Raw genomic sequence first — 19,347 nt, forward strand, 5'->3', positions numbered from 1 at the left:
GACCGGCGGCTCCGTCACCGCGAGCCTTCGAGCGCCTCGCGGACTTCCGTCCGTACGCGCTCGTTGCCGACCGACGTGAGGTATTCGCCGAACTCCCGGATCTCCGGACCCTCGGCCCGGAAGACGATGGTGACGGCGTGCTCCAGTGCGCGGGGCGAGGCGGCGACGTGCAGCACGCTTGTGGCCAGTTCCACCGAGAGCGGTCCGTCGACGGGGGCCACCGCGCACGCCAGGTCCACGAGTTGGGTGGCCAGGTCGAACCGGGACTTCTCGCCGGCGGCCAGGGCGCGCACACCTCGGCCGATGGCTTCCTTGATCTCACCGAGCGCCGCCCTGACCGTGGCGCTGTCGATCAGCTCGCCGAGCCGGTCCTCGAAGTACTGCGTGTCGGCGAGCTGAACGAGCGCGCGGAACGCCTCTACGCGCAGCGCCGTCGTGCCCTTCTCCTCGATCTCGTAGTGGCTCGCGTCGACGGCCACCGCCAGTTGCGAGAACGTGCTGTCGACGGAGAACTTCCGGTCGATCGAGAACTCGTACCACGGGGTGCCCTCCGGGTCACCGGCCGCCCGGATCACCGCTTCAAACCCGGCCGCCTCGCCCTCTTCGGTCAGATCCCGGCACGCCAGAAACCGGTCCATGAGCGGGGCGCCGGGGTCGTTCATCACACGGATGAGACCGGCGACGCGGTTGCGTTCCTGGTCCATTCGGTCCTCTTCTTCGAACTAACCCGCGGGTATCGGCTGTTCCGGTGCGTCGCCGAACAGGTAGGCATACATATCCCGAAGGTAGGCGCGGAGTGTCTGCCGGTCGGGGAACTCGATGTCGGTCAGCCGTTCGTACTCGGCAGGCCCGAAATCGTCGTCCGTCAGGATCTCCTCGAAGCCTGAACGGATCAGGTCCACGTATGAATCCCTGAAACTCCACAGGGTGCGCCGCAGGTGGCCGGTGTTCTCGTATCCGCGCTCAAGATCGAGATACGCCCTGAAGAAATTCCGGAAGCGAGGGTCTGCCTGGACGTTTTCTGCCAAGGCAGCACCTACCGTGCCGGCCGGTGTGGCGGCAGGACCTCAACCTGCCCGCCGCGCCCACTGACCCACGCCTCCAATTCCGCGCCGCCCACTTCGACGGAGGAATCGCCGCTGACGACCGTCATAGGTCCGAAGACTGTGCCGGTCAGGCCGTGTACCACGGTGGTGTCATCGACGGTGACCCTGAACGCGTTGTGGGTCAGGACCGCATCGGTCAGGTCCGCCCCCCTCAGATCGACGCCGAACAGCGACGCGGCCATGATCCGGGTTCCGCGGAAGCTCGCCTGTGACGCGTCCACGTTCTGCAGCGACGCTTTGACCATGTCGGCACCGTCGAGTCGTGCGGAGCGGAGTACCGCATCATTGAGATTCGCCCGGACCAGATCGGCATCGGTGAGGTCCGCACCGGTGAGGTCAGCCGACTGGAGATCCGCGCGGTAGAAGCTCGCACCCGTGAACCGCACGCCCTTCAGGTTCGCCTGGGTGAACCATGCCTGAGTGAAATCACCGCCCGAGAGATCGGCGCCCCGGAAATCGTTCTCGATTCCGAAAAGGCTGTAACCGTCCTCGGCGAGCCATTCCTGCAATTGGCGCGTTGCCTCAGGATCGACGGGAAAGGCGGCCGGCTTCCAAGTCCTAGGGGTACCAGATGACATGATCTTCCCAACCGTGGCTCTTGACAATGTCCTTGAAGCTGTCGATCGCTGCTTGATTCGCGTTCCGGACGTCGATCACGACTACGCGGCCCATGTCATCGATCTGTTCGGTGAACGTGTTGGTCCATGTCTGGACGTCCCTTACCGGGTTGTACGCGCCGGGGAACGGCCGGGCGAGGAGATCTGGATTCCGCACATTGTTGAAAGGTGGCCAGAAGGAATGGACGCCCTTGATGTCATAGTACTTGCCGGTGCTCGGAGAATAGAACTCGCCCATGTCGGCGCCCGGCGGACGTTGAATGTCCGCCGGGAGGCGCCCCTGCTCCCGCAGGTCGAGTCCCACGCGAGCCTCGTCCATGGAGGAGGGGGACACCTTGCCGCGGTGATCGGGGTCGTATTTCATGTCGCCGAAGTCCTCCGGGGACCGCTTCTCCACCTCGTCGAGGTGACCCCAGTGTCCGGCCCGTTCCTCCGGTGTCAGTTCGGGCAGCGGTTCGTTCGGGCGTTCGCCGCCGCCGTGCGGGCCGTCCGAGTGGCCGCCCCCGCCGGAGCCGTCGTTTCCGTCCCCGTGGCCGCCGCCACCGCCCGGCGTGCCGGTGTCGGAGCCACCACCGCTGCTGCCGCCGCCGGTGTCGGTGTGCGATCCCGCACCGGACCCACCGCCCGACCCCGTCGGATGCTCCGTCACATGCCCGCCCGTCGACGGGGTCGTGTGGTGCGTCGTGCCGCCCGTCGTCGGGTGGGAGCCGTTCGGCGGGTGGTTCGCCGAGTTCTCCACGCGGCTCGGGCCCCCCGCGCCCTCCAGGACCTTCTCGTGGTCCGGGACGCGCTCGTGCGTGTCCGGGAGTTCGTTCTTGTGGGGCTCCGGGACCGGCTCGGTGTCCGGTACGGGGTTGCCGTGTTCGTCGCGGATGACGGCGTCGTTACCGACGACGCGGGGGTTGCCGTTGTGGTCGGTGTAGTGGAGGCCGGGGGTCTCCGTCGTCGGGTGGGGGGCCGTGCCGGTCGGGGCCGTACGGGCCATGTCGTCCACGCCCGCGGAGCTCGTCCGCAGGCTGTCCATCAGGTCGCCGACCTTGATCTTGGTGACGCCCGCCGCCTTGCCGAGGTAGCTCATCGGGTCGACCAGTACGCCCGCCTTGCCCGCCACCGACGCGGCGTCCGCGACCACGCCCAGCTTGCCGGCCTTGCCCAGCTTCAGCAGTGAACCGGAGCCGATGGTCACCACGTTGAACAGCACCGAACCGAAGGCGCGCGACGGGTCGTGGCCCCACTCGTCCCAGGCGACCAGCGACTTGCCGAAGTTGCGCAAGGCCGCCTTCTGGCGGTCGGTGTCGCTGTGGTCCGCCGGGCCGAACATCTTGTCCATCGCCCAGTCGTACGGCGTCATCAGATACGCGCTGATGCCGCCGAAGACGTCACCGATGCCCGACCAGGTCTTCTTGAAGTTGTCCCAGTCGAAGACGTTGATCATGCTGCCGAGGCCCTTGATCGTGCCCCAGACCCCGTCGACGAAGAAGCCCTTCAGCGCACCGCCGACGTTGTCCTTCGTCCACTCCCACGCGGCCCGCAGCCCCGTGTACTCGCGCTCGTCCACCGTGCCCCACGGCGTCTCACCGGCGTCCTTGACGTCGTCCGCCTTGAAGCCGTACATCCCGGCCTTGTGCGAACCGTCGTCCACGACGAAGTGCGTACCGCCCACCAGCGCCGTGATCTTGTTGGCCGCGTCGCGCTCGGCGCCCTGGAAGGCCACCCACGTCGTCCCGACCTCGTGGACCAGGCGGGCGTTCTCGTCGATCTTGTCCTGGTCCTGCTGCCAGTCGTCGTCGTCCCTGTTCTCCGCGACGAACCTCGCCGCGTCCTCCCGGAGCCGGTTCATCCGGGCCACCAGCGGCCGGGCCGTCGTCGCGAAACCCGAGAGCGCCCCGCTCACCGACTCCAGCTTGTCCGCGAACGCGTCCGCCTTGTCGCGTACCGGAATCGTGGAGTCGAGCAACTCCTCCTGCTCCGGGGCGTCATAGACCGGGTCCAGCGCCTGGAAGGCCGTGTGGACGTCCTTGCCCGTGGTCCGGATGTCGGAGGCGGTCGTCTTCAGCGTGGCCGCGTGCTTCTCCAGGGCCTCCAGATTGCCGGTGTAGAAGGGGATCTTCGCCAGATCGATCACTTCTTCGGGCCCTTCCCCTTCAGCTCCTCCGGGGTCGGCGCCTTGGAGTACTGCTCCTGCTTGTTCTTCGCCATCTCCAGATCGCCCGCGAGGTACGCCTCAGTGGCCAGCCGCGCCCCCGTCATGGACTTCGCCGCCCGGACCGGAAGGAACTGCAGGTCCTTGAGTGTGTGCTGCTGGAACTCCTGCAACGCCTGGGCCACCGGGCCGAACGCGCCCCCCTTGGGGATCTCGGTCCCGCCCAGCACCATCGTGCCCGCCGACGTCGCCGACCCCACCAGGTGGTCGTTGTACGACGTGAACTCCGTCTTGAATTCGCCGCCCACCTCGGCGGTCTTCTTCAGCACCCGACGAACGCCGCCGGGGTCGATGTCCCACTTGGTCACGGTGCCCCCCCGTCAAGAATCTCTGCCGCTCAGCGCCCGGGCGCCGCCGCGCCGAAGCGCGGGCACACCGGAGCACACCCCGCCATCCTGCACCGGCACACCCGGAAGGATCAAACCCCATGTTGCCGTCTGCAAAGACGCGGCGGGGTGCGCCGCGGTTCCGCTCAGCCCGTCAGCGCCACGGACCCGTGACCGCGAACGTGGTGCCCGGTGTGTAGACGTTCACGTACATCGTCCCGTAATCCGGTGCGAACGTGACACCCGCGAACTCGCCCCACTCCGGCGCCCCGGGCGTCCCGATGTTCTGTCGGCCGCGCGCCATCGGGTACACCTCGCCGCGCCGGGTCAGGCCGAACACGTGCTGGGCGCCGCCGCCGTCCTCACAGACCATCAGGCCGCCGTCGGGGGCCAGGGTGATGTTGTCGGGGGACTCGCCGGGGAGCTGGAGGTCGGTGTCCGGGCCGAAGACGATGACCAGGGTCAGCCGGTGCGTGTGCGGGTCGTAGCGCCAGACCTGCCCGTAGTGGTCCGCCGCCGAGCCCTCGTCGCGGTGCGCGAAGCTGGAGACGAAGTAGACGGACGAGCCGCCCCAGTAGCAGCCCTCCAGCTTCTGGCCGTGGGTGATGCCCTTCGGGCCGAAGTCCTGGAAGCGGATGGGGGTTTCGGCGGCCTGCGGATCCGGTACGGGCACCCACTCGACGCCCTCGAACACCGTCCCGGTCTCCCGCACGGCCGAGAGGTCCGGCACCCCCGGCACCCGCATGGCCTCCAGCCGGCCGCCCGCCCGCAGCGAACCCGTACCGCCCAGCGGCTTCTTCGGCAGGAAGCGGTAGAACAGCCCGAACGGCTTCTCGAACGCGTCCTCCGTCTCGTACACCGTCCCGTCGCGCGGGTCGATCGCGACGGCCTCGTGCATGAAGCGGCCCATCGCGGTCAGCGGCACGGCGCCGGTACGGCGCGGATCGGCGCCGTCCACCTCGAAGACGTAGCCGTGGTCCTTGGTGTAGCCGTTGGTGCCGGCCCTGTCCTCGGTCTCCTCGCAGGTCAGCCAGGTGTTCCAGGGGGTGCGCCCGCCCGCGCAGTTCACCGCCGTACCGGCGATGGCGACCCGCTCGGACAGCACCCGGTTGTGGCCGTCGAGCTCCAGGGCCGTACAGCCGCCCTTGCCCATCGGGTCGTACGTCAGCCCCTCGACCGTCGGTACGGGGATCGCGGCGTCCACCCGGTTCTCGTGGTTGCGGACCAGCCGTACGTGCCCGCCCCGGCCGCCGAACGCGGCCATGCCGTCGCAGTGGCTGGGCACCTGCCCCTCGCCGGAGCGGAGCCGGTCGCCCTCCCGGGACAGCACCCGGTAGTGGAAGCCCTTCGGCAGGTCGAGCAGGCCGTCCGGGTCCGGCACGAGCGGGCCGTAGCCCTCGTGACCGCGCGCGGCGGAGCTGCCCGCGAAGAGTTCGGTGAACGCCCCCGTGAAGGCGATCGAGACGGCGGCGGCACCCGCCGCCAGAACGTTTCGCCGGGACGCGGGGGGACGGGGTACGACTGACATGGGCAACTCCCTGCGTGGGGTACAGGTGGCATGGCATCGTCACGAGCTGGTCTGCCCGTTCGGGGCCCTCGCTGAACGTTGTCACGCCACGGTTCACGGACCCGCGCCGACGCTCCGGGGCAGCAGCAGCCGGAACGTCGCGCCGTCGCCCGGCCGGGTGTCGAGTTCGAGCCGCCCACCGTGCGCCCCGGCGATGGTGGCCGCGATCGACAGGCCGAGCCCGGACCCGGGCTCGGCGCCCTCCCGGTCGGCCGACGGCCCCCGGTAGAACCGCTCGAAGACCTGCTGGGCCGCGTCGGCCGCCAGCCCCGGCCCGTCGTCCGCGACCTCCACCACGCACACCTCCACCCCGGCGGGCAGCGCCGCCGTCGCACCGCAGCGGCCGGGCCGGTCGGTCCCGCCGGTGTCCGGCCCGGTGCGCACCGCGCCGACCCGGACCTCGACGCGCGCGCCGGGCGGGGTGTGCACGCAGGCGTTGGCCAGCAGATTGCCGATGACCTGGGACAGCTGATGGGCGTCGCCCAGCGCCTCCACCACGTCCAGCGCGGACCCGTCCCGCCCGCCCCCGCCCAGCGGAGCCAGCCGTACGTCGCGGCCCGGATGCGCGACGACGGCCGCGCCGACCCCGTCCGCCGCGAGCGACAGCAGGTCCACGGTCTCGCGGTGCGCCACGGGCGCGTACCCCAGCTTGGCCAGCAGGAAGAGGTCGTCCACGAGCCGGCTCATCCGCTCCGCGTTCCGGGCGATCAGCACATGGGCCTCGCGCCGGCGGGCGGCGGGCAGGCGCGGCTGCTCCACGAGGAGTTCGGCGAACCCCTGGATCGAGGTGAGCGGGGTGCGCAGCTCGTGGCCCGCGTCCGCCATGAAACGGCGCAGCCGCTGCTCGGAGGCGTCCTTGCGGTGCAGAGCCGCCCGGACCTGGCCGAGCATCGTGTTGAACGCGAGCCCGAGCCGCCCGGTCTCCGTGCGCGGGTCGGTGTCCGTGACCGTCAGGGCCGACTCGCCGCCGGTGATCCGCAGCGCGGTCCGCTCCATCCGGGCCAGCGGGCGCAGCCCCAGGCGCACGGCGGCACTGCCGAGCAGTCCGACCCCGGCCGCGGTGGCGCCCCCGATCGCGAGGCTGAACCACAGCAGCTTCGACGTGGCCCCCTCCACCGTGCCCAGCGGCAGCGCGACGACGACGCGCCGCCCGTCCGGAGCCGTGTCGGTGACCACCCGCCAGGCCGAACCGCCGTCCGCGTCCGGCACGGTGGCGGGGTGGCCGCGCTCCGGGGCGAGGCCGGAGGCGGTCGCGGGCAGCCGGGGGCGGCCGGTGCCGCTGCCGAGCGAGTCGGGCCGCAGCCGCCCGTCGGAGCCGTAGAAGAAGACCCGGAAGTCGGAGGGCAGGGCGTCCTCGGGCACCGGACCGTGCGGCGGCCTCCCGTACGCGGCCGGGGGCGGCGGGCGGAAGTGCGTGAGCCGGTGGTCGATCTGGCCCGTCAGCCACGACCGCATCACCGCGAGTCCCGCCGCCTGCGAGACCAGCACGGCCACGGTGGCAAGGACCGTCGAGATCAGCACCAGCCGGGTCCGTACCGAGCGGGGCCGGTGCGGCAGGCACCTCACGGCGCGTCCGTGCGGGGCCGGTGCGGCAGGAACCTCACGGCGCGTCCGTGCGGGGCAGCCGCAGGCAGTACCCCACCCCGCGCACGGTGTGGATCAGCGGCCGGTCCGCGCGGTCGATCTTGCGGCGCAGGTTCTTGATGTACGTGTCCACGATGCGGGTGTCCCCGGCGAAGCCGTAGCTCCACACGGCCAGCAGGATCTCCTGCTTCTCCACCACTTTCTCGGCCCGCGACATCAGGCAGACGAGCAACCGGAACTCGGTGGGGGACAGCCGCACCGGCTCCCCGCCCCGGTGCGCGGTGTGCCGCTCGCGGTCGACGCTCAGGTCCGCGTACCGCAGCGGCGGCTGCTCGGCCGGGGGGCGGGGCGCGCCACCGGTGCGGCGCAGGATCGCCCGGATCCGCAGCAGGATCTCCTGGATGTGGAACGGCTTGGTGACGTAGTCGTCGCCGCCCGAGCTGAGCCCGATGATGCGGTCCTCGATGTCCGTGCGCGCGGTCAGGAACAGCACCGGGGTGTAGTCGCCCCGGGACCGCAGCGCCCGCGTCACGGCGAAGCCGTCCGTGTCCGGCAGCATCACGTCCAGCACGACCAGGTCCGGCCGGCGGCGCTCCACGGCGTCCAGCGCGTCCCGCCCGTTCGCCGCCGAGGCGACGCTGTGACCGGCCGCGGTCAGGGCGGAGGTGAGCAGCGTACGGATACCCGGGTCGTCCTCGACGACCAGGACGGTGTGCCGGGCTGACCGGTCGCCCATGGGAAGGATCACCTCGCGGCGTTGCGGACACGGTCCGGGCGGCGCCGTGCGGCGCGATGCTACGGGCGGAACTTGTGCGCGTTCACAGGAACGGGGCGCGCCCCGGCGGGGGTCCGGGGCGCGCCGGAGGTCAGCCGGTCACCTCCTCGCTCTTCGAGACGGACAGGTCCTTCGCCAGCGCCGCCGTGCGCTGGGTGACCGTGGTACGCAGGGTGCCGACCGCGCTCTTGACGTCCTTCGCGGGGACACCGGCCCGGGTCGCCTGCTCCGCGAGGTCGTCCAGGGTCTTCGTGGCCTTGCCGGAGGCGTAGAACTTCTCATACAGGTCCTGGTACGCCGTCCGGTAGACGGCGTCGAAGGCGTCGAGCTCCAGGAACCGTTCCTTCAGGGCGTGCCCGGACATCATGCCGCCGCCGCGCCGGGCACCGGCCGCGTCGTCGCCGTCACCGCCGTCGGGTGCGCCGGGGAAGCCTTCGGGCATGTCCTCCGGCATCCCGTCCGGCTGGTCGCCGCCGTCCGGACCGCCTCCCTGGCCTCCACCGGGGCGGCCGCCGCCCATGCTCATCCCGTCGTCAGGACCCGCCGTCGCGTCCCCGCTGAAGGTGAGGTTGTAGTCCCAGCCGAGCACCGAGAACTTCTTGCTGTTCAGGTCGTACCCGAGGAGGTAGTTCTTCCCCGGGCCCGCCATGTCGTCGAAGTTCATCAGCAGGTTCTGCGTGGCGACGTAGTGGGCGAACGAGTCGACGTCGACGTGCTGGTCGAGGTCGGCGGCGAACTCCTTGTCGGAGGCCTTCTCGACCCACTCGGTCAGTTTCATCACCGGTTCGAGGTCCTGGCTGCCGACCTTGTTGAGCTGCCGGAACGATGTCTCGTACTTCGAGGGGTCGTCGCCCTGGTAGTCGAAGGTGCCGCCCGCCCTGGCCTTGTAGACCACGGACTCGCCGTCGACCGCCTCCGCGTACTCGGTGTCGGGGTTCTCGACCAAGAGCCGTACGGCCGTCGGCCGGTTGTTGACCTTCAGCGTGGTGAGGCCGTACCGCTCGGCCGGCTCCCCGGTGCCGTCGATCAGCGCGAGCGCCAGCGCCTCGTTGAGGGGGACCTGCGCGTCGCTGCCCGGGCGCAGCGAGATCTCCCGCTCGCCCTGGTAGGCGCGGCCCTCCACGTACTCGTCGACCTTGATGAGCCAGGGCAGCTCCTCGGGCTTGTCGGCGGACAGGTTGTACTGCGTCATCCCGCCACCACGCCCACCGGCGGCGCCGCCGGGAGCCTGACCGCCACCGGCCGCGTCACCCGGGGCCTGACCGTCGCCGGCGGCATCACCGCCCTGACCGCCGCGCTGCCCCGTACCGCCGGTCGGCATACCGCCGCCCGGCATGCCGCCCTCCGCGCCGCCCGGCATCCCGCCCTGGCCGCCTCCCGGACCGCCGCCCCGGTTGCCGCGCAGCGACATCAGCGTCGAGTTGCCCTTGAGGCGGATGCTGACGTCGCTCAGGAAGACCCCGTCGATCGTGAGGTCGGCCGGGATGGAGTCCTTCGTGCCGTCCTTCTTGAACTCCTTCATCATCTTGTCGAAGTCGGTCTGCTTGTACTCCAGTTGCACGGAGTGCCGCACGGACGTGTCGTACAGCCCGACCGTCCCCTTCACGTCGTCCGTGATCGTGTCGGCCTCCACCCGCGAGGCGGAGGTGACGTACGGGGAGACCCGCGCGTCGCCGAACGCGTACAGCATCACCGCGAGCCCCGCGCACAGCGCCCCGGCGGGCTTCCAGTGGTGCCGCAGGCGTACGGGTACGCGGTCGCGCAGCCGTCGCCCGCGGGGCGTGCCGTCGACGGGGCTCACAGGTCGGTGGTGTCGTAACCGGTCAGGACCGTCACGCGCTGGCCGGAGGTGCGTTCCTGGAGCGCGGTGACCAGGTCGCTGGGCTCGGTGCCCTTCTTCATCCGGACCGTGTAGAACACCTCGTTCAGCGCCCCGCCCCGGATCGTCTCCGTGGAGACCAGCTCGAACTCGGTCGTGTACTTGATCAGCACGTCACGGATGCCCGGCGTGTAGTCCTCGCCCGCCGGGACCTGGACCTTGACCACCTGGCGCTGCACGTTCAGCGTGAACCAGTCGAACTTGTGCATGATGACGACGACCGCGCATATGACGACCGCGCCGACCGCGGCCAGCGTGTAGAAGCGGGCACCGCAGGCCATGCCGATCGCCATGGCCAGGAAGATGAACCCGACGTCCCGGGTCTCCTTGACCGCGTTCCGGAACCGGACCACGGACAACGCGCCGACCAGGGAGAACGCGCGGGCCAGGTTGGACCCGACGACGAGCATGATCAGGGCGACGATCATGCCGACGATGACCAGGGTCTGGACGTACGACTGGCTGTACGACACGTTCCGGTGGGTGTACCGGTAGACGTAGCCGATGACCGTGCTCAGGACGAAGGACAGCGCCATCGCCACGACGACGTCGGCGACGCTGAACGTCCCGCTGAGTTCCTGCAGATCGAAATTCACTGTGTTCCCGCTTCGAGATGGAAGGCGGACCGGGGTGCCAGCCCGAACGCCTCGATGGACTGGACGTACTTGGAGACCCGGATGAGGCTCAGATTGCGGCGGGCCGCGAGATCGGTGATCCAGTGCGGGGTGCGCTCGTTGACCTTGATCTCCATCACCGACAGGTGCGGCGGCACGGTGAACCGGTTCTCCGGATGCGCCTGCCCGAAGTGGAAGTCGCGGTCGCGGCCCCGGATGCGCCGGTCGAAGGTGACCCGGAGCCCGGTGTCGGCGGCCCGCCCGACCAGCGCCTCGCGCTGGTAGCCGGTCATCGCGGTGGGCCGGAGGTTGAGCCGTACGACGAGGTCGAGCACCTCGTGGACGAACGCGCGCTCCGTGGGGGCGTGCTCCACCAGCTCACGCGCGTCGCAGAGTTGACGAGCCGTCAGATACGGGAGCGTGATGCGCCGCTTCTGCGTGACACGGTTGACGCGCTGCTTGATCTCGACGCAGACCGGGGAGTCGTCCGTGACCCCGGCCGGGTCGCCGTAGTGCCTGATGCGCAGCTTGCGGCGGAACTTCAGGCCCTCGATCTTCTCCCAGTAGAACCGCAGCTCGGGAGAGTCGTAGTACAGGCTCCACACCCCGTACCCGCCGACCGGGCTGTTCAGGTCGCGGTCCATCCGCTCACCGAGCTCGTCGCGGAGTTCGGCGGCCTGCTCGACCGGGACCAGGTACTTCAGCTCGTATCTGTTGAAGGCGTGCAGCCTGCTCGCCACATGCGGCGGTGGGGGGTCCAGTGTGGCTGTGTCGGGTTGCGACACCGTGCGCCTCCTTCGTCGTCCGTGCCGGACCGGCCGGCCCGCGACACGCAACCAACGACGGATGAGGAGGCGATGAGAAACCCGGGTGGATTGCAGGAGGATTCGAGAGGGCCGGAAGGTGAACACGGCGGGTGCGGAAACAGCTGTGTCCCCGGGCGGGCGGCCCGGGGACACAGGGGGGAAAGGCTCAGGCGAGCGAGGCGCTCAGTGTGATCGTCGTGCCTGAAAGCGCCTGGCTGACCGGGCAGTTGGCCTTGGCGTCCTCGGCCGCCTTGACGAAGGCCGCCTCGTCCAGACCCGGCACGGTGCCCACCACGGTGAGGTGGATGCCGGTGATGCCGGTGCCCGGCTGGAAGGTGACATCGGCCTTGGTCTCCAGCCGGGCCGGCGGGGTGCCGGCGCCGCTCAGACCGTGCGAGAGCGCCATCGAGAAGCAGCTGGAGTGGGCCGCGGCGATCAGCTCCTCCGGGCTGGTCTTCCCGTTCGCCTCCTCCGCGCGGGACGGCCAGGAGACCGGGTACTCGCCGATCCCGGACGAGTCGAGGGTGACGACCCCCTTGCCCTCGAGGAGGTTGCCTTCCCATTCCGTGTGGGCGGTACGCGTGGTAGCCATGCTGGTCCCTTCGAACGGTGCGCGGTGGTACGGGAACGGCGGGGCACTGCGTCGTGCGCCGCCGACGGTACGTCCTTACGCCCCCGAACCTACTGCGCCACCAGACCCTTCGCGTCGCGCGCCAGCGCCGTGAGCCGGGAGATCGCCCGGAAATACTTCTTCCGGTACCCACCGTTCAGCATCTCGTCGCTGAACAGCCGGTCGAAGGGCAGCCCGGCCGCGAGGACCGGCACCTCCCGGTCGTACAGCCGGTCCGCGAGCACCACGAGCCGCAGCGCGGTCGACTGGTCGGGCACCGCCCGCACCTCGGTCAGGCACACCGCCTTCAGCCCGTCCGTCAGCGCGCCGTACCGGCTCGGGTGGACGCGGGCCAGGTGGTCGAGGAGCGCCGGGAAGTCGTCCAGGCTGGCGCCCGGCGTGGCGTACGCGGCCTTGGTGACCTGCTCGTCCGAGAACGGCGCCGGGGCCTCGGGCAGACCGCGGTGGCGGTAGTCCTCGCCGTCGATGCGCAGCGGGCGGAAGTGCGCGGACAGGCCCTGGATCTCGCGCAGGAAGTCGGCGGCGGCGAACCGGCCCTCGCCGAGCTTGCCGGGCAGCGTGTTGGAGGTCGCGGCCAGCGCGACGCCCTCCTCGACCAGGCGGCTGAGCAGCGAGGACACCAGCACGGTGTCGCCCGGGTCGTCCAGCTCGAACTCGTCGATGCACAGCAGCCGGTGCCCGCTCAGCGTGCGCACGGTCTGCTGGAAGCCCAGCGCGCCCACCAGGTTCGTCAGCTCCACGAAGGTGCCGAAGGCCTTCAGCGAGGGCGCGGCCGGGGTGGCGTGCCAGAGCGAGGCGAGCAGATGGGTCTTGCCGACCCCGTACCCGCCGTCGAGATACACCCCGCGCGGGCCTGAGGGCGCGGCAGCCGCCTTCCGGCCGAACCGCCCACCCGTCGCCCGCCACCACCCCTCAAGGGATGCGCTTCGCGCTCTTCCTGATTTCCCGGACCCCGACGCGTGCGCCCCGCCGAGCCCGGCGGCGAAGTCGCTGAGGACCCGGACCGCCTCGGTCTGGCTCGGCTGGTTCGGGTCGGGTACGTACGTATCGAAACGCACCGAGTCGAAGCGCGGCGGCGGCACCATCTCGGCGACCAGGCGGTCGGCGGGGACGTGCGGCTCGCGGGCGCACAGGGACAGCGGGGCCGTTTCGGCTATGGGGCTGGACCCCGGCACGGCGTGGGAGGACGACACAACCGTCAAGCTTACGACCCGTGCCAGACTGCCGGACATGCGACGCCTGTTCCCTGTGACCGACCTGACAGCGGCCGACACCTCCGGCGAATGGAGCCTGGACCGCCTCGCCGACGCCTACGCCTATCCCGCCGGGGACGGACCCTGGCTGCGCGCCAACATGGTGTCCACGCTCGACGGGGCCGCCCAGCACGACGGCCGCTCGCAGCCGATCTCCTGCGAGAGCGACATGCGTATCTTCGGCACCCTGCGCGGCCTGGCCGACGTGGTGATCGCGGGCGCCCAGACCGTACGCCAGGAGGGTTACCGCCCCGCCAGGGCGCGGGATGCCTTCGCGGCGCGCCGGGCGGCGGCGGGGCAGACCCCCGCCCCGGCCGTCGCCGTGGTCAGCGGCAGCCTGGACCTGGACTTCTCGCTCCCGCTCTTCGTGTCGCCGCTGGTCCCGACGCTGGTGCTGACCGGTGCGGGCGCGCCCCCGGACCGGATCGCGACGGCCCGGAAGGCGGGCGCCGAGGTGGTGATCGCGGGGGAGGGCTCGCGCGTCGACCCGGCCCGCGCCGTGCGGGAGCTGGCCGACCGGGGACACCGGCGGCTGCTGACGGAGGGCGGGCCCCGGCTGCTCGGCCAGTTCGTCGCCGAAGGGGTGCTGGACGAGCTGTGCCTGACCGTCGCGCCGATGCTCACGGCCGGTGACGCCCAGCGGATCGCGGGCGGGCCGGCCGTCGCGGTGCCGAAACGATTCGCCCTGGCCTCGCTGCTGGAGGAGGACGGCTTCCTCTTCAGCCGCTACCGCAGGTCCTGAGGCCCCGCCCTCCCCGTACGCCCCAGAGCTCTCCCCGTACCGCCCCATGCGGTGGCTATGAGCGGAATATCATGTTCCGGTTAGCGTTCCGTGGGCAGAATGGATCTCGCAGACCCCGTGCGAGCGCGGGGAAGGATGGTTTCGGCAGCGGCCCGCGACGGTCGCTGAAGAGAAGGGCTCTGTGGTGTTCACCAGCGTTTTGATGATCGAGAAGGCCCTCACCTCCGGGGACATCGAATTCGTCACCACCCTGCACGGGGAGGACCGCACCTCGTTCGTCGTCCTCATGCAGCCGCGCGGCGACCAGGCGGACGTCCTGCTGCGGGCCATCGACGACCTGGCGATGGGCGAACTGAAGGAAGCGGCCCGCGAGAGCGAGGAACCCGAGGGCCGGAGCGCCAGGGAGTCGGCCGAGCTCGCCCTCCAGGTCTCCCTGGAGGCCCTGCGCCAAGCGGGCTCCGAGGCCGTCGGACAGGTGATCGAGAGCCACCCCCTGGACAAGCTCACCTCGGTGGTCGAGGAGTCCGAGGCCGACGAGGTCATCGTGCTGACCGCGCCCCACTACGTCGAGGAGTTCTTCCACCGCGACTGGGCGTCCCGGGCCCGGCACAAGGTCGGCGTCCCGGTGCTCAAGCTCTTCGCGCACAGCGAATAGGGTGAAGCCGCGCGGGGACCCGGAGGGCAACCCGGACCGCGCTGAAATCTCTTCACCAGGGAGGCAAAGATGGCAGCCGGCATTCCCGCCGCCATGGAACGACCGCACTTCATCGGCATCGGCGGCGCCGGAATGTCGGGCATCGCCAAGATCCTCGCCCAGCGCGGCGCGAAGGTCGCGGGCAGCGACGCCAAGGAGTCCCCGACGGCCGAGGCGCTGCGCGCGCTGGGGGCGACCGTCCACATCGGGCACGCCGCCGGGCACCTGGCCGACGACGCGAGCTGCGTCGTCGTCTCCAGCGCCATCCGCGCCGACAATCCGGAGCTGGTGCGCGCCGGGGAGCTGTCGGTCCCCGTCGTGCACCGCTCCGACGCCCTGGCCTCGCTCATGGGCGGGCTCCGCTCCATCGCGGTCGCCGGCACCCACGGCAAGACCACCACCACGTCGATGCTGGCCGTCGCCCTGAGCGAGCTGGACCTCGACCCCTCGTACGCCATCGGCGGCGACCTGGCGGGCCCCGGCACCAACGCCACGCACGGCGAGGGCGACCTCTTCGTCGCCGAGGCCGACGAGAGCGACCGCAGCTTCCAGAAGTACGACCCCGACGTCGCGATCGTCCTCAACGTCGAGCTGGACCACCACGCGAACTACGCGTCGATGGACGAGATCTACGAGTCCTTCGAGACCTTCGCCGGGAAGATCGTCCCCGGGGGCACCCTCGTCGTCTCCGCCGACCAGTCCGGCGCCGTTGAGCTGACCCGCCGGGTCCGCGAGGCGCTGCCCGCGCTCACCGTCGTCACCTACGGCGAGTCCGGCACCGCCGACGTGCGCGTCCACAAGATCACCCCGCGCGGCCTGACCAGCGAGGTCACGGTGATCCTCGGCGGGAAGTTCCTCACCTTCACGGTGTCCGTGCCCGGCCGCCACTACGCGCTCAACGCGGTCGCCGCCCTCGCCGCCGGGATCGCCCTCGGCATCCCCGCCCACAACCTCGCCTCGGCCCTCGGGAAGTACACCGGGGTCAAGCGCCGTCTCCAGCTCAAGGGCGAGGCGGCCGGGGTCCAGGTCATCGACAGCTACGCGCACCACCCCACCGAGATGACCGCCGACCTGGAGGCCATGCGCGGCGCCGCCACCGGCGCCCGCCTCCTCGTCGTCTTCCAGCCGCACCTGTTCTCCCGCACCCAGGAGCTCGGTACGGAGATGGGCCAGGCCCTCGCCCTCGCCGACGCCTCCGTGGTCCTGGACATCTACCCGGCCCGCGAGGACCCGGTCCCCGGCGTCACCAGCGCCCTGATCATCGACGCGGCCAGCGCCGCCGGGGCCGACGTCACCGCCGTCCACGACAAGGACCGGGTCCCCGAGGTCGTCGCGGGAATGGCGAAGCCGGGCGACCTCGTTCTCACCATGGGAGCGGGCGACGTCACCGACCTCGGCCCGCGGATCCTGGACCACCTGTCGAACTGAAGGAGCCACCGTGACGTACGACGTCGAGAAGCCGGACGAACAGTGGCGGGAGGAGCTCACCGCCGCCGAGTACGCGGTGCTGCGCAAGGCCGGCACCGAGCCCGCGTTCGTCGGTGAGTACACGGACACCAAGACCGAGGGCGTCTACTCCTGCCGGGCCTGCGGCGCGGAGCTGTTCCGCTCCGACACCAAATTCGAGTCGCACTGCGGCTGGCCGTCCTTCTACGACCCGAAGGACACCGACGCGGTCGAGCTGATCCAGGACCGCAGCCACGGCATGGTCCGCACCGAGGTCCGCTGCGCCCGCTGCGGCTCCCACCTGGGCCACGTCTTCGAGGGCGAGGGCTACCCGACCCCGACGGACCAGCGCTACTGCATCAACTCGATCTCGCTGCGGCTGACACCCGACGCCTGATCCACGCGACCGTCCCGCCTAGGCCCGCCGCACCCGTCCCGCGATGCGGCGGCCCAGGCGGCCCAGCGTGCCGCGCTCGCGGCGGTTCCAGTCGCGGAAGGCGTCCGCCCGGCCGCTGCTGCCCGAGCGGCCGACCGCGTCCTCGACCGCCGCGACCCGGTCCGCGGGCAGCCCCCGCACCACGGGCCGCAGCACCTCGTCGAGGAGCCCGGCGGCGGCCTCGGTCCACGGGGCGCCGGCGTGCGGGTGGGCCGTCCACACGGTGAAGCAGTCGGCCGCGTAGGCCGGGTCGGCGGCCAGCCGGGCCCGGACGCCGTCACCGCGCGCGGTCCGGGCATAGGCGGCGATCAGGTCCGCGTCCCCGCTCTGCACCAGGGCGTACAGCTCCTCGTCGGGCCGCTCCGGCGCCAGCAGCCGCCCGGCCACCGCGTCGCACGCCTGCCCGAGCACGCCCGGCTCCACGGGATCCGCCTCCGCGCGCAGCGTCCGCACCCGTTCGGCCCAGTCCGGCCCCGCCGCGCCCGAGCGCACCTCGTCGGCGAACTCCAGGAGCTGGAGCGCCGCGCGCACCCGGCCCCCGGTCTCCTGCGGGAAGCCGCGCAGCAGGTCGTGGGCCAGCTCCGGGGCCGCCCCGTCGTCGGCGCCGGCCGCGAGCGCGGCGGCCACCAGGAGCGACCAGGTGCCGGCCGCCCGGTGCGCGTCCGAGGTCGCCGCCTCAAGGAGCTGCCGGGCCTCGGCGGCCGTCGGCGCCTCCTCCTCCCAGACCAGGCCCACCGCTGTCCGCAGCACCAGCGGCTCCGCGAACGGGGAGACCCCACCGGTCCGCAGGATCCGCTGGAGCGTCGCGACCCGGTCGTCGCCGCAGCCCGCCCTCGCCTCCGGCGCCCCGGCGCACATCCGCAGATGCGGCAGCGCCTGCGTGCCGGTGAACGGCAGCGGCACCCGGCTCAGCAGCCGCGCGACCCCGGCCGGATGGTCCGGCGCGATCCGGTCGAGCGCGCCCAGCAGGGCCGTACGCACGTCGAACTGCTCGTCCATCAGCTCCAGCAGCGCGGGCGCCCAGCCCGGGGCGCCCTCCTCGCCGCCCGCCAGCAGCGCGGGCGCGAGCCGGTCCACCACGGAGGGCAGCAGTCCGGCGCAGTCCACCCCGAGCAGCCGCGCCACCCGCAGCAGCTGCACCGTACGGGCCACGTCCAGGCCGACGCCCGCGCCGCCCAGCTCGGTCATGATCTCCGGCCCGAGCACCCCGGCGACGGCCGCGCCCTCCGGTCCGCTGAAGGCGGTGCGGCCGGGCAGCTCCAGCGAGCCGTTGCCGCCGCGCACCGCCTCCGTCACCAGCATCGCGGCGAGCGGGGCGGTGGTCGTCGCGGGGGAGCGGCCGTCGAGCGCCGCGAACAGCCGCCCGGCGGCGTCGAATTCGGGCCCGGAGCGGTCGTCGGTCCCGGGCGCGGTCAGCGCCTCGACCAGCCGGCGGGTGCGGGCCCCGTCCAGGGCGTACGGCCGCTCGGCGGCCCAGTCGGCGGCCGCCGCGCGCTCCTCGGTGCCGAGCGGTATCCCGGCGCACAGGGCCGTCACCGCCAGCGGCCCTGCCGCGAACGGCTCACCGGGCAGCGCGGCCGCCTCCCGGAACAGCTCCGGCGCCCGGCCGCGCCAGACCCGGGCGGCCGTCTCGGCCCAGGTGTCGCCGACCGGCCCCTCCGGGCGCGGACCGGCGCACAGGTGCACACGAAGCCCGGGGTCCGCCAGCTCCTCGGCGTCCTCGGGCAGCACGCCCACCACCCGCCCGGCCGCCTCGCGGGGGCGGCGGGTGTACGTGGTGAAGGTCAGGTGCTCGGCGAGCCCGTCCGGCAGGGCGAGCCCGGCGAGCGCGATCCAGCGGGCGACGTCCGCGCTCTGCCGCTCGGCCAGGACGACCCGCTCCGGCCCGTCCGGTCCGTGCAGGCGGCGCAGGTCGGACAGCACCCCGGCGAGCCAGGGGCCGCGGGAGACGGCGAAGTCGTTCAGCGCCTCGCGCTCGCGCGCCTCGTGGCCGTTCGGGGCGGACGGAGCGGTGAGCGGATCGGGCAGCGGGCGGTCCGGGGTGGCGGCGGCCCAGCGGGCGGACCGGCAGGCGGTGAGCGGCAGCGTCCCCCCGGGGAGCCGGGTGCCGGGGGGCAGGTGGACCGCGTGGGCGTGGAAGCGTACGGCGGAGGTCCGGGGGGAGCGGACCGCGACGGTCCGGGCCAGCAGCCCGCTGCCGTCGGAGAGCACGTGGAAGCTGTACGCCTCGGGCAGGGCGCGCAGGGCGGTGTCCGTGAGCCGGTCGGGTGTGCCGCGCGGCGCCTCGTACGCCAGCAGCGGTCCCGCCTCGGTCAGCACGGACGCGGGTATCGAGGCGTCAACCGACGTGAACCGGGCGGCTGTCGGCCCGTCCTCGCCGGTTCCGTCCCCGTCCGCGGAGGTGTAGTGCAACTGCGCGAGGCTCATGCGTCGGCTCTCTTCGTCCCTGCCTGAAGATCCCCTGCCACCCGCACCCGCCCTCGCGGTGGCAGCGCCGTCCCGGCAGAGAGCGGCGACCCCGGCGGGGAGTGCTCCGCAGTCGCTGGGGCGACGCTATCAAGGAGCGACACGCCCTTGTGCCCCTGCGGCCGGAAGCCCGGGGGCGCGGGACCGCCGCCGGGCGGCCGAACGCGTGGCCGAATCGGCGCGGTGGGGGCGCGAGGTGTTG

Annotated in this window: 18 protein-coding genes; 4 read left to right on the forward strand and 14 right to left on the reverse strand. The window is 71.9% G+C overall.

The features are described from left to right. Positions 1-14: 14 nt before the first annotated feature. The 13 genes from OHS17_RS26755 to zapE all read right to left on the reverse strand — a co-directional run bounded on the left by OHS17_RS26755 (position 15) and on the right by zapE (position 13,301). Positions 15-704 (reverse strand): hypothetical protein, encoded by a 690-nt coding sequence (locus OHS17_RS26755; RefSeq protein ID WP_330314191.1) that lies wholly within the window; start codon positions 702-704, stop codon positions 15-17. Between the two features lie 18 nt (positions 705-722). Then, complete coding sequence (locus tag OHS17_RS26760; RefSeq protein ID WP_330314192.1) at positions 723-1,028, reverse strand: hypothetical protein; 306 nt, start codon at positions 1,026-1,028, stop codon at positions 723-725. An 8-nt stretch (positions 1,029-1,036) separates the two neighbouring features. Continuing rightward, positions 1,037-1,684, reverse strand: coding sequence for a pentapeptide repeat-containing protein (locus OHS17_RS26765; RefSeq protein WP_330314193.1), 648 nt, complete (start codon positions 1,682-1,684; stop codon positions 1,037-1,039). Next, entirely contained in the window at positions 1,665-3,848 is a 2,184-nt protein-coding gene (locus OHS17_RS26770; RefSeq protein ID WP_330314194.1) for a hypothetical protein, read from the reverse strand. The genes OHS17_RS26765 and OHS17_RS26770 overlap by 20 nt, the downstream gene beginning before the upstream one ends. Continuing rightward, the gene (locus OHS17_RS26775) at positions 3,845-4,234 is read right to left on the reverse strand and encodes a DUF6507 family protein (protein WP_161207474.1); all 390 of its coding nucleotides are present in this window, start codon (positions 4,232-4,234) and stop codon (positions 3,845-3,847) included. The genes OHS17_RS26770 and OHS17_RS26775 overlap by 4 nt, the downstream gene beginning before the upstream one ends. Positions 4,235-4,406: 172 nt before the next feature. Continuing rightward, positions 4,407-5,780, reverse strand: a complete 1,374-nt coding sequence (locus tag OHS17_RS26780) for an alkaline phosphatase PhoX (RefSeq protein ID WP_330314195.1) — start codon at positions 5,778-5,780, stop codon at positions 4,407-4,409. Positions 5,781-5,873: 93 nt separating this feature from the next. After that, the gene (locus OHS17_RS26785; RefSeq protein WP_330314196.1) at positions 5,874-7,385 is read right to left on the reverse strand and encodes a sensor histidine kinase; all 1,512 of its coding nucleotides are present in this window, start codon (positions 7,383-7,385) and stop codon (positions 5,874-5,876) included. Positions 7,386-7,419: 34 nt separating this feature from the next. Then, positions 7,420-8,139 carry a response regulator transcription factor gene (locus OHS17_RS26790; RefSeq protein ID WP_330314197.1) on the reverse strand — a complete coding sequence of 240 codons (720 nt, stop codon included), beginning with the start codon at positions 8,137-8,139 and terminating at the stop codon, positions 7,420-7,422. A 130-nt stretch (positions 8,140-8,269) separates the two neighbouring features. Continuing rightward, the gene (locus tag OHS17_RS26795; protein WP_330314198.1) at positions 8,270-9,979 is read right to left on the reverse strand and encodes a CotH kinase family protein; all 1,710 of its coding nucleotides are present in this window, start codon (positions 9,977-9,979) and stop codon (positions 8,270-8,272) included. Continuing rightward, on the reverse strand, positions 9,976-10,653 hold the full coding sequence (locus OHS17_RS26800; protein WP_330314199.1) for a DUF4956 domain-containing protein: 678 nt from the start codon (positions 10,651-10,653) through the stop codon (positions 9,976-9,978). The genes OHS17_RS26795 and OHS17_RS26800 overlap by 4 nt, the downstream gene beginning before the upstream one ends. After that, the gene (locus OHS17_RS26805; RefSeq protein ID WP_330314200.1) at positions 10,650-11,456 is read right to left on the reverse strand and encodes a polyphosphate polymerase domain-containing protein; all 807 of its coding nucleotides are present in this window, start codon (positions 11,454-11,456) and stop codon (positions 10,650-10,652) included. The genes OHS17_RS26800 and OHS17_RS26805 overlap by 4 nt, the downstream gene beginning before the upstream one ends. Positions 11,457-11,643: 187 nt before the next feature. Further along, positions 11,644-12,069: an OsmC family protein gene (locus OHS17_RS26810; protein ID WP_330314201.1), complete on the reverse strand. Its 426-nt coding sequence runs from the start codon at positions 12,067-12,069 to the stop codon at positions 11,644-11,646. Positions 12,070-12,158: 89 nt separating this feature from the next. Next, positions 12,159-13,301 carry a cell division protein ZapE gene (gene zapE / locus OHS17_RS26815; RefSeq protein WP_330314202.1) on the reverse strand — a complete coding sequence of 381 codons (1,143 nt, stop codon included), beginning with the start codon at positions 13,299-13,301 and terminating at the stop codon, positions 12,159-12,161. Positions 13,302-13,338: 37 nt separating this feature from the next. Between zapE and OHS17_RS26820 the strand changes: the two genes are divergently transcribed. The 4 genes from OHS17_RS26820 (at position 13,339) to msrB (ending at position 16,640) form a co-directional block, all read left to right on the forward strand. Next, entirely contained in the window at positions 13,339-14,103 is a 765-nt protein-coding gene (locus OHS17_RS26820; RefSeq protein ID WP_198956930.1) for a pyrimidine reductase family protein, read from the forward strand. Between the two features lie 202 nt (positions 14,104-14,305). After that, positions 14,306-14,758, forward strand: coding sequence for a hypothetical protein (locus OHS17_RS26825; RefSeq protein WP_018100680.1), 453 nt, complete (start codon positions 14,306-14,308; stop codon positions 14,756-14,758). 69 nt (positions 14,759-14,827) lie between these two features. Further along, positions 14,828-16,225: a UDP-N-acetylmuramate--L-alanine ligase gene (gene murC, locus OHS17_RS26830; protein ID WP_330314203.1), complete on the forward strand. Its 1,398-nt coding sequence runs from the start codon at positions 14,828-14,830 to the stop codon at positions 16,223-16,225. 10 nt (positions 16,226-16,235) lie between these two features. After that, on the forward strand, positions 16,236-16,640 hold the full coding sequence (gene msrB / locus OHS17_RS26835; protein ID WP_018100678.1) for a peptide-methionine (R)-S-oxide reductase MsrB: 405 nt from the start codon (positions 16,236-16,238) through the stop codon (positions 16,638-16,640). A gap of 18 nt (positions 16,641-16,658) precedes the next feature. On the opposite strand, the gene OHS17_RS26840 is transcribed toward msrB, so the two are convergent. Continuing rightward, positions 16,659-19,106: a GTPase-associated protein 1-related protein gene (locus OHS17_RS26840; RefSeq protein WP_330314204.1), complete on the reverse strand. Its 2,448-nt coding sequence runs from the start codon at positions 19,104-19,106 to the stop codon at positions 16,659-16,661. Positions 19,107-19,347 lie beyond the last annotated feature (241 nt).

Origin of the sequence: Streptomyces sp. NBC_00523 (assembly GCF_036346615.1) — a bacterium.
Taxonomy (GTDB): domain Bacteria; phylum Actinomycetota; class Actinomycetes; order Streptomycetales; family Streptomycetaceae; genus Streptomyces.

Bases quoted from the DNA above. Each gene is read 5' to 3' on its own strand.
- OHS17_RS26820 (WP_198956930.1), top strand. From the start codon at position 13,339: ATGCGACGCCTGTTCCCTGTGACCGACCTGACAGCGGCCGACACCTCC.
- OHS17_RS26765 (WP_330314193.1), bottom strand. From the start codon at position 1,684: ATGTCATCTGGTACCCCTAGGACTTGGAAGCCGGCCGCCTTTCCCGTC.
- OHS17_RS26840 (WP_330314204.1), bottom strand. From the start codon at position 19,106: ATGAGCCTCGCGCAGTTGCACTACACCTCCGCGGACGGGGACGGAACC.
- OHS17_RS26790 (WP_330314197.1), bottom strand. From the start codon at position 8,139: ATGGGCGACCGGTCAGCCCGGCACACCGTCCTGGTCGTCGAGGACGAC.
- OHS17_RS26825 (WP_018100680.1), top strand. From the start codon at position 14,306: ATGATCGAGAAGGCCCTCACCTCCGGGGACATCGAATTCGTCACCACC.
- OHS17_RS26810 (WP_330314201.1), bottom strand. From the start codon at position 12,069: ATGGCTACCACGCGTACCGCCCACACGGAATGGGAAGGCAACCTCCTC.
- OHS17_RS26780 (WP_330314195.1), bottom strand. From the start codon at position 5,780: ATGTCAGTCGTACCCCGTCCCCCCGCGTCCCGGCGAAACGTTCTGGCG.
- murC (WP_330314203.1), top strand. From the start codon at position 14,828: ATGGCAGCCGGCATTCCCGCCGCCATGGAACGACCGCACTTCATCGGC.
- OHS17_RS26755 (WP_330314191.1), bottom strand. From the start codon at position 704: ATGGACCAGGAACGCAACCGCGTCGCCGGTCTCATCCGTGTGATGAAC.